The organism is Streptosporangium sp. NPDC003464, from assembly GCF_053588315.1.
On sequence record NZ_JBSFPS010000367.1, the window covers coordinates 1 to 7,817 of the forward strand.

The following is a 7,817-nucleotide window of genomic DNA, read 5'->3' on the forward strand; positions in this document are numbered from 1 at the left end:
GTCATCGGCCAGTTCGGCCAGGTACCTCACAGACTCCTCGACCGGGAGGGCATCTCCTACTACCTGGCTGTATATGACGCCGTACTTCTCGATCTGGGCCCGTCGAGGGGCGCGAGCTGCTGCCGGCGCAGACAGGGCGGCACGCGTACCGGATCGTGCAGGAGGCGCTGACCAACGCGCGCAAGCACGCGCCGGGCACCCGAGTGAGAGCCGAGCTCGGCGGACGGCCTGGCCAAGGGTTACGGATCCGGATGAGCAACCCGGCTCCATACGCCGGATCGTCCAGCCCCGGCCCCGGCCCCGGCGGGCGGCTGGGCCTGGTCGGGCTGGCCGAGCGTGCCCGGATGGCCGGGGGCACCCTGAGCCATGCGGTCCAGGACGGGCACTTCGTCCTGGACGTACGACTGCCGTGGGAGGCTTGATCCGTGATCAGAGTGGTGATCGTGGACGACGACCCGATGGTACGCACGGGGCTGCGCCTCATCCTCGGCGGCGAGCCCGACCTGGACCTCGTCGGCGACGCAGCGGACGGCAGGCAGGCCATGACCGTGGTCCGCGACACGCGGCCTGACGTCGTCCTGATGGACATCCGGATGCCGGTCCAGGACGGGCTCACGACCACCGAGCTACTGCTCGATCGGCCGTCGCCGCCGCGTGTTTTGGTGCTGACCACGTTCGACGCCGACGACATGGTGCTGCGCGCGCTGCGGCTCGGCGCGCACGGCTTCCTGCTGAAGGACACGCCGCCGGCGAAGATGATCGAGGCTGTGCGCGCGGTGGCCAGGGGCGAGCCGGTCCTGTCACCGAGTGTCGCCCACCAGGTGATCGCGGCGGCCACCGGCCGGTACAAGCCGCAGGCCGTCAAGGAGCTGGACCAGCTCACCGAGCGCGAGCGTGAGGTGGCGATCGAGGTGGCCAAGGGCAGCTCGAACTCCGAGATCGCCACGGACCTGTCGGTGAGCGTGGCCACGGTGAAGGCCAACATCACCCGTATCTTTGCCAAACTCGGCACCGACAGCCGCGTGGACGTGGCGAACAAGGTACGCGACGCCGGCCTCCTGTAGTCCGAAACCGGTCGGTGGCTGAGCAGGCGGTAGTGAACCTCGGCGTACGGCAGTGCGTCGGGGTTGGTGATCAGGCCGACTCGGTCAGGTGATGGGTCCGGGGATGACGCGATGGCTGGTCTCTGAGAGCCGCCTTGACAACTGTGAGACGGATCGGCCCGGGATGACGACCGCACCCGCTCCGCCGACGCCCGGGCGCTGAAGGCGTATGCCGGCTCGGCGCCGATCACTCGCGCCTCGGACAAGAGCCCGGTGGTCCACCATCGCGAAGTAAAAAATCAGTGACTGGCCGCGGCCGGCGCCGCAGGCGCGCCCGGCAGCCGAGAACCAGCGGGTAGCAGCGGCTCGCAGGCCTTCACCGCCGCCCCGTACTTCTCGGACAGGACGTCGACGCGCTCTCCCTTGATGTTGAGGTTGACCAGCCCGTCCGAGGAGAACGCGACCTCGGGGAAGTCGGGCAACCCCTGCGAACGCATGCAGGCGGTGAACTCCTTGCCGTTGCCGGTGGGCTCCCCGGCCGAGACGGCCACGACCCCGCCCGCTCCTGCGGTGAGCACCGCGGCGGCGAGAACCATCCTTCTGATCGTCGAGCCGAGCATGATCTCTCCTTCTGTCGCTGTCGATGCGTCCAGACAAGCCGAGTGCCGGTTACAGGGCCGAAACGACGGCGGTAACCCCGCTGTAACCGGGGAACGGGGCATGCTGGAGATCATGAGGGTGCTGATCGTCGAAGACCACGAGGAACTGGCCCTGACGGTGGCCACGGGGCTACGCCGTGAGGGCATGGCCGTCGACGTCGTGCTGGATGGCCACGCCGCGCTGGAGCGCACCTCGGTCGGCCACTACGACGTGGTCGTCCTCGATCGGGACCTGCCCGGCCTGCACGGCGACGAGGTGTGCAGGGCACTGATCGGCGTCGGTCACCCGGCGCGAGTGCTGATGCTCACCGCCGCCGGGACGATCGACGACAAGGTGACCGGGCTGGGCATCGGCGCCGACGACTACCTTGCCAAGCCGTTCGCCTTCGCCGAGCTGGTCGCCCGGATCCGGGCGCTGGCCAGACGGGCCGGTCCGGCGCTCCCGCCGGTGCTCGTCCATGGCGATCTGCGGCTGGACCCGGCCACCCGGATCGCCACCCGTGACGGGCGCCGGCTGCCGCTGAGTCCCAAGGAGTTCGCCGTGCTGGAGTTGCTGATGGCCGCCGGAGGCGCGGTGGTCTCCGCAGAGCAGCTGCTGGAGCGGGGCTGGGACGAGTTCGCCGATCCGTTCACGCAGACCGTGAAGGTGACGATCAGTCGGCTGCGGCGCAAGCTCGGCGATCCTCCGCTGATCGAGACGGTTCCGCAGGCCGGGTACCGGATATGAGGCGGACGGTACGGCTGCGCCTGGCCTTGCTCTACAGCGGCCTGTTCCTGGTGGCCGGAGTGCTGCTGGTCGCCCTCATCACTGTCCTGGTCGAGTTCTCACCCTTCCCCGGTCCACCGGCCGCTCCCGCGCCACCCGGCGGCCCCGGCCTGCCCGCCCAGGTGCCCCGACTGGAGCAGACTGAGCACCTGCATCGGCTCCTGGTCAACTCCCTGGTCGCGCTGGTGGTCACGGCGTTCGCGGCGATGCTGCTGGGCTGGCTCATGGCCGGTCGCGTACTGCGGCCGCTGGGTGAGATGACCGCCACCGTCCGGCGCATCACGGCCGACCGGCTCGACCGGCGACTGGCCGCATCCGGACCGGACGACGAGCTCAAAGAGCTGGCCGACACCTTCGATGAGCTGCTGGACCGTGTGGAGGCGGCATTCACCGCGCAGCGTCGGTTCGTCGCCAATGCCTCCCACGAGCTGCGCACCCCGTTGACACTGCAGCGGGCCATGGCCGAGGTCGCACTCGCCGACCCGGAGGCTGACGCGGAGTCCCTGCGGAAGGCACTGGAGCGCATGCTGGCCGCGGGCAAGCATCAGGAGCGGCTCATCGAGGCCCTGCTCACGCTGGCCCGCAGCCAGCAGGGGCTGCACGATCGGCAATCCTTCGACCTGGCCGCGGTCGCCAGTCAGGTCATCGACCACCACAACGATTCGGAGCTTCACGTCGAGTCCGCCCTTCAGGCGGCACCCGCCTTCGGTGATCGTGCCCTGGCCGAGCGTCTGGTCGTCAACCTGCTGGACAACGCTCTGCGGTACAACGTGCCCGGTGGCTGGGTCAGGGTGGAGACCGCAGTACGGTCCGGACGTCCCACTCTCAGGGTCGCCAACAGCGGTACGGTGATCCCGGCCGATCGGCTGCACATGCTCCTGCAGCCTTTCCAGCGCCTGGAGACCGGGAGGAAGGCAAGTGGTGACGGCCTGGGCCTGGGCCTGTCGATCGTGGCCGCCATCGTCGAGGCGCATCAGGGCATGCTGGACGTCCGGCCCCTTCCGACGGGCGGCCTCGATGTGAGTGTCGCCCTCAACCATCCCGGTGCCTGAGTAGACCTGCTACAGATACCTGTTGACATCCTGAGCAGATCGGATGTCTGCGCATGCCGTACGCCCCGCCCGAGTCCGCGCCCACCCCTGCCCCGGGCGGGACCGCAAGGGATGCGCTGCGGGCGGCCCGCTGACGCCACTGGCCGAGTGGTTGCCGCTCAAGCCCGATCATCCGGCTCGGGTACGCGGCCGGGCCACTGCCGGCAGTCCCGTGGACTTGGTCCGGCAGCGGTGCCGGAGATAAGTGGCGTGCTCGGGACGGGGCCGGCCGTGGTCGATCGATCCGGGTCGATCACTCGACGACCGAGATCAGCGGTCCGTGGCCCGCCGGGCGCGTAGTGCCCTGAGCTTGTGGCGGTTGCCGCAACGTTCCATGGCGCACCAGCGGCGGGCAGCGGGCCTGGAGGTGTCGACGGACACCAGTGGACAGCCGTCGCTCGCGCACTCACGGATGCGTTCGGCGAGCGTCCCGGACAGCAGCTCGACCGTCTCCCGCGCCAGGGTCGACTGCGCCTGGGCGGCCGCGGTAAGCGCCGCTTGCCGGACCTGACGCGGGGACGGAGGAGTAGGGCGCAAGGCCCGATGCGGCCTTCAGCGCGCTTTACCCGGCCGGGGCCGCTCACCGGCCCCCGAGAGGCACCGGCCTACGCTGAGAAGGTGCGTCGACCGACGGCGTCCCCATCCTGGACGGGCTCGTGACCAGGTTCTCGGTGAGCGCGACCGACTACCGCAGCTGCTCGGTGATCACCATCACCGGGGACCTCGACGCGTTGTCGGCGGACCTGCTGCGGCAGGTGGTGGCCGACGCCATCGCGCGCGGCCACGTACGCCTGGTGGTCGACGTGGCCGGGCTGACCTTCTGCGACCTGGACGGCGTGCACGCCCTCGCCGAGGCCCACCGCAGCACCGCGGCGCTGGGCAGGCACCTGTCGCTGGTCTACGTCCACGGCACCCTCAAACGGATCTTGGACATCAGCCGGCAGACCGACGGCCTCCTGCTCGGCATGCTCACCGGCCTGTCCGGCCTGCCGACGACGGCTGAGGAGGGCCCGATCCCTGTGGAAGTCCGCATTCCCACGGGTAGACCGGACACCCCGGGAACTGGACGAGTATCTCCGATGTGGTTGGTGGTGGGCCGCCTGCCGATCTTGCGGGGCAGTGCAGGCGCGAGCGAGCCGCCTCCCGAAGCTGTCGGTGGCGGCCTGTTCAATGTGGCTCATGGGGATGGATACGCAAAGACGTGGGCTGTTCTGGGATGTGCAGGCGGGGCGGGTCCCACCGCCGCCTGCAGCGGTGACTTTGGGCTGGGAACTGGTCGGGGTGGACCCAGAGCAGGGGACTATCGAGGTGGCATTTCAGGCGGGTGATCAGTTCGCGAACCCTGTCGGTGTGATCCAGGGCGGGTTCTTGGCCGCGATGCTCGATGACACCTTGGGTCCGGCGCTGGTCGCGACGTTGCCGGAAGGCCAGTTCGCGCCGACCCTCGATCTTCATGTTCAGTTCCTCCGTCCCGCCCGTCCCGGACGGCTTCTGGGGCGCGGACGGATCGTGCAGCGCGGCAAGGAGGTGTGCTTTCTCGCCGGTGAGCTCATCGGCCCCGACGGCAGGACGGTGGCTGTGGCGACCGCGACCGCGCGAATCCAGACCGTTCGTCAGTGATCGTAGGCGATCAGGGGCCGCAGGACGGGGGCGCCGGTCGTGTGGTTGTGCCGGATGGCGGCAGCCATGGCGAGGATGCGCTGAGCGACCCGGACAGCGATGCCCTCGAAGGTCCGGCCGCCGTATCGATCTCCATCACGGAGGTCCGGCAGCTTTCGACCCGGCGGAAGGCCGCACTGGCGGGACACCTTCCCGACCCGTATGCACAACACACCCCGGCGTCCGGCGCTCGGCACCTGCCACCAGCGAGTTCACCGACAACCCCAGACGGGCTTGACCAGGCTGACCCGATGCGCACCGGATACGGTCCCCCGGGCCCTGCCCATCCGACCGTGCTGCGCGGCGACTCCGGCTCCGGCAAGACCGGCATCGCCCGAGCCCTGCAAACCGCCCGCTACCGTGACCTGGCCGTGGTCAGCCAGGACGCCGTCCGGCGAGACATCCTCCGCGAACGCGACATACCAGGCGGGGCGGGGCGGGGCGAACATCGAACTCATCGACACCATCGCCCGCCACCGCCTGAAACGCGGCCACCACGTCCTGATCGAAGGCATCCTGTACGCCGACAGCTCGCTGGAGGCGACCGTGCAGCAGATCCTGCGCGAGAGCGGGCCGGCCACCGCCGGCGATCAGGCCGTCAGCGGCCCATCCCGGTGAGCGCCCCGCCACCGCCCTGGAGCTCGGCTCCGGTCGCGGCGACGCCGTCGAGAGCGCCGGCGTCGGCCTGGTCGGAGAGCCAGGCCAGGTAGCCGCGCAGCCGGGAGTGGTATTTGGTCTTGCCGGAGTCTGCTTCCGGAATTGCGTCATTCCGGAAGCAGGGTGAGCAGGGTGCCGGGGTCAACTCCTCCGAGAAGACGTTCCGGCATTCCGGGACGCCCCCTCACCGGTGATCAGGACGGCACGCAGCCGTTCGTACGTCGGAGCCAATCGGCGCAGGCCGGCCGCGAGCGCCATGTCGTCGCCCGACACGAGCGGACCTTGCAGGCCACCGACGATGCGGGCCTGTTCCGCGGCGACGGCCGCGCCCGCGTCGAGGCCGAGGGACGTCAGGCTGACCGCCAGGTCGTTGTGGCGGCGGGCGCCTACCCGCACCGCGAACGCCTGCCACAACATCCTGATCTCGGGGTCCAGCCCTTCCTCCACCAACCGGGCTGTGCGCTCAGCGGCCTCGGCCTGCCCCAGCGTGCCGGGAGAGACCTCCACGTCCGTCCGTCCGGCCAGCCAGGCCGGCCCGGCGGGCAGGGAACGCCGCAACGCTTCTTCCGCGCTGACCTGCTCCCGCCGGGTGAACCCGTGCCGCATCCGGAACGGTCGCCGCAGGTAGGAGATCAGCTCCCCGTGCCACGCCTCGGCGAAGGCGTCGACCGGCAGCGTGGCGTACGGGTAGCCCTGCGGGTCGTGCACGAGCACGGTGTCGTCGCCCACCTCCAGCACGACCACATAGTGGTCGGCGCCAACCGCCCTGCCTGACCCTGGTTGGTACGACAGCAGGCCGAGCTCAAGCGGCCCGGCCAGCACCGGGCCGTCCTGACAGGCGCGGCGCAGCCGGTCGAGCGCCGCTGCGGCCGTTCCTCCGTCCAGGCGCTCGCACTCCCAGCCCAGCAGGCCGATCGCGGCATCCAGCCCGATCTCGGGGTCCCAGCCGAACGGGTCGAACAGCGGAAGCCGCCCGCCGATCAGTTGCATCCCGTACGGGGAGCCCGTCAGGACCTCGATCACGGCGGGAGACGGCGCCTCGACACCGAGGATCATCGCGAGGGAGTTGGCGTAGCAGTACGGCCCGGAGCCGACATAGGTGACAGACATGGCCCTACACCGTGCCGCCTGACACGGTGTAAGAGTCAAGCCCGTCTGCGTCCGCCTCGTGACGGGCCCTCCATCCGAGGCGCCGGCGACGGAGCACTGTCGGCGTGGGCCGGCGATCACGGCTCAACGCGGGTGAGGCCGAGGCGGGCCAGCCGGTCGAGGTCGGACAGGATGTCGATCGTGGCGATCTTGCCGCCGGCGATGGTGAAGCTCATGACGGAGATCAGCTGGTCGTCGATGGTGTTGACCAGACCGGCGAGGCCGTTGATGAGCGCCGGGTGGGTGGCGGCGCTGGTGGCCATGCGCTGGAAGGTGGCGGCCTGTCCGGCCACGGCCGCGGCGCCGCGGACCCGCCGGCGGGCGCGGCTGGCGAGCTTCTTGGCCGTCACCGGGGTGCGGTCCACGATGGGCGCGATCTGCTCGAACGGCAGGCCGAACATGTCGTGCAACACGAACGCCAGCCGTTCGGCCGGGGTGAGCGACTCCAGTACCACCAGCAGCGCCAGCCCCACCGAGTCGGCCAGCAGCACTTCCTGCTCCGGATCGGTGACGTCCTCACGGCTGATCACCGGATCCGGCAGGCGGTCCTCCAGCGACTCCTCACGCCGGGCCCTGCGGGCGCGGAGCATGTCCAGGCAGACCCGGCCGACCACGGTGGTCAGCCAGCCACCCAGGTTGTCGATGTCACCGGAGTCCGAGCGCGCCAGCCGCAGCCATGCCTCCTGGACCGCGTCCTCGGCCTCGGTCAGCGAGCCGAGCATGCGGTAGGCGACCGCCCTCAGACGGGGGCGGTGCCCCTCGAACTGGACGGCCAGGAAGTCATGGGGTGTCA

At 70.2% G+C, this 7,817-nt stretch carries 12 protein-coding genes and 1 pseudogene; 7 read left to right on the forward strand and 6 right to left on the reverse strand.

All coding sequences use genetic code 11. The features are described from left to right. The first annotated feature begins 251 nt into the window (after positions 1 to 251). Both ACWDS7_RS44345 and ACWDS7_RS44350 read left to right on the forward strand, forming a co-directional pair. Complete coding sequence (locus tag ACWDS7_RS44345) at positions 252 to 422, forward strand: hypothetical protein (protein WP_451934193.1); 171 nt, start codon at positions 252 to 254, stop codon at positions 420 to 422. 3 nt (positions 423 to 425) lie between these two features. Continuing rightward, a complete protein-coding gene (locus ACWDS7_RS44350) occupies positions 426 to 1,064 on the forward strand; it encodes a response regulator (RefSeq protein WP_451934194.1) in 639 nt (212 codons plus the stop codon). A 278-nt stretch (positions 1,065 to 1,342) separates the two neighbouring features. Here the strand turns inward: ACWDS7_RS44350 and ACWDS7_RS44355 are convergent, their stop codons facing one another. Beyond that, positions 1,343 to 1,663 (reverse strand): hypothetical protein, encoded by a 321-nt coding sequence (locus ACWDS7_RS44355; RefSeq protein WP_451934195.1) that lies wholly within the window; start codon positions 1,661 to 1,663, stop codon positions 1,343 to 1,345. 112 nt (positions 1,664 to 1,775) lie between these two features. Between ACWDS7_RS44355 and ACWDS7_RS44360 the strand changes: the two genes are divergently transcribed. Both ACWDS7_RS44360 and ACWDS7_RS44365 read left to right on the forward strand, forming a co-directional pair. Then, positions 1,776 to 2,429 carry a response regulator transcription factor gene (locus ACWDS7_RS44360; protein ID WP_306875864.1) on the forward strand — a complete coding sequence of 218 codons (654 nt, stop codon included), beginning with the start codon at positions 1,776 to 1,778 and terminating at the stop codon, positions 2,427 to 2,429. Beyond that, positions 2,426 to 3,520 (forward strand): sensor histidine kinase, encoded by a 1,095-nt coding sequence (locus tag ACWDS7_RS44365; protein ID WP_451934196.1) that lies wholly within the window; start codon positions 2,426 to 2,428, stop codon positions 3,518 to 3,520. Before ACWDS7_RS44360 ends, ACWDS7_RS44365 begins: the two co-directional genes overlap by 4 nt. A 309-nt stretch (positions 3,521 to 3,829) precedes the next feature. Here ACWDS7_RS44365 and ACWDS7_RS44370 read toward each other — a convergent pair whose 3' ends face one another. Further along, on the reverse strand, positions 3,830 to 4,096 hold the full coding sequence (locus ACWDS7_RS44370; protein ID WP_451934197.1) for a CGNR zinc finger domain-containing protein: 267 nt from the start codon (positions 4,094 to 4,096) through the stop codon (positions 3,830 to 3,832). A 134-nt stretch (positions 4,097 to 4,230) separates the two neighbouring features. Here ACWDS7_RS44370 and ACWDS7_RS44375 point away from each other — a divergent pair, with 134 nt between their 5' ends. Both ACWDS7_RS44375 and ACWDS7_RS44380 read left to right on the forward strand, forming a co-directional pair. Then, positions 4,231 to 4,887, forward strand: coding sequence for an STAS domain-containing protein (locus ACWDS7_RS44375; protein WP_451934198.1), 657 nt, complete (start codon positions 4,231 to 4,233; stop codon positions 4,885 to 4,887). After that, entirely contained in the window at positions 4,868 to 5,179 is a 312-nt protein-coding gene (locus ACWDS7_RS44380) for a PaaI family thioesterase (RefSeq protein ID WP_451934199.1), read from the forward strand. The genes ACWDS7_RS44375 and ACWDS7_RS44380 overlap by 20 nt, the downstream gene beginning before the upstream one ends. Here ACWDS7_RS44380 and ACWDS7_RS44385 read toward each other — a convergent pair. Beyond that, positions 5,173 to 5,316: pseudogene (locus ACWDS7_RS44385) on the reverse strand (IS982 family transposase); the annotation flags it as partial. The gene ACWDS7_RS44380 and the pseudogene ACWDS7_RS44385 sit on opposite strands and share 7 nt — an antisense overlap. 262 nt (positions 5,317 to 5,578) lie before the next feature. Here ACWDS7_RS44385 and ACWDS7_RS44390 point away from each other — a divergent pair. Next, entirely contained in the window at positions 5,579 to 5,836 is a 258-nt protein-coding gene (locus tag ACWDS7_RS44390; RefSeq protein WP_451934200.1) for a hypothetical protein, read from the forward strand. On the opposite strand, the gene ACWDS7_RS44395 is transcribed toward ACWDS7_RS44390, so the two are convergent. The 3 genes from ACWDS7_RS44395 to ACWDS7_RS44405 form a co-directional block, all read right to left on the reverse strand. After that, positions 5,817 to 6,020 (reverse strand): hypothetical protein, encoded by a 204-nt coding sequence (locus ACWDS7_RS44395; RefSeq protein ID WP_451934201.1) that lies wholly within the window; start codon positions 6,018 to 6,020, stop codon positions 5,817 to 5,819. The two genes, ACWDS7_RS44390 and ACWDS7_RS44395, sit on opposite strands and share 20 nt — an antisense overlap. Beyond that, positions 6,017 to 6,985, reverse strand: coding sequence for a hypothetical protein (locus ACWDS7_RS44400; protein ID WP_451934202.1), 969 nt, complete (start codon positions 6,983 to 6,985; stop codon positions 6,017 to 6,019). Before ACWDS7_RS44400 ends, ACWDS7_RS44395 begins: the two co-directional genes overlap by 4 nt. Positions 6,986 to 7,101: 116 nt before the next feature. After that, positions 7,102 to 7,800 carry a sigma-70 family RNA polymerase sigma factor gene (locus ACWDS7_RS44405; RefSeq protein ID WP_451934203.1) on the reverse strand — a complete coding sequence of 233 codons (699 nt, stop codon included), beginning with the start codon at positions 7,798 to 7,800 and terminating at the stop codon, positions 7,102 to 7,104. Between the last annotated feature and the right edge of the window lie 17 nt (positions 7,801 to 7,817).

Coding starts and splice junctions, on each gene's coding strand:
- ACWDS7_RS44345 (WP_451934193.1), top strand. CDS start 252: ATGAGCAACCCGGCTCCATACGCCGGATCGTCCAGCCCCGGCCCCGGC.
- ACWDS7_RS44355 (WP_451934195.1), bottom strand. CDS start 1,663: ATGCTCGGCTCGACGATCAGAAGGATGGTTCTCGCCGCCGCGGTGCTC.
- ACWDS7_RS44360 (WP_306875864.1), top strand. CDS start 1,776: ATGAGGGTGCTGATCGTCGAAGACCACGAGGAACTGGCCCTGACGGTG.
- ACWDS7_RS44365 (WP_451934196.1), top strand. CDS start 2,426: ATGAGGCGGACGGTACGGCTGCGCCTGGCCTTGCTCTACAGCGGCCTG.
- ACWDS7_RS44400 (WP_451934202.1), bottom strand. CDS start 6,985: ATGTCTGTCACCTATGTCGGCTCCGGGCCGTACTGCTACGCCAACTCC.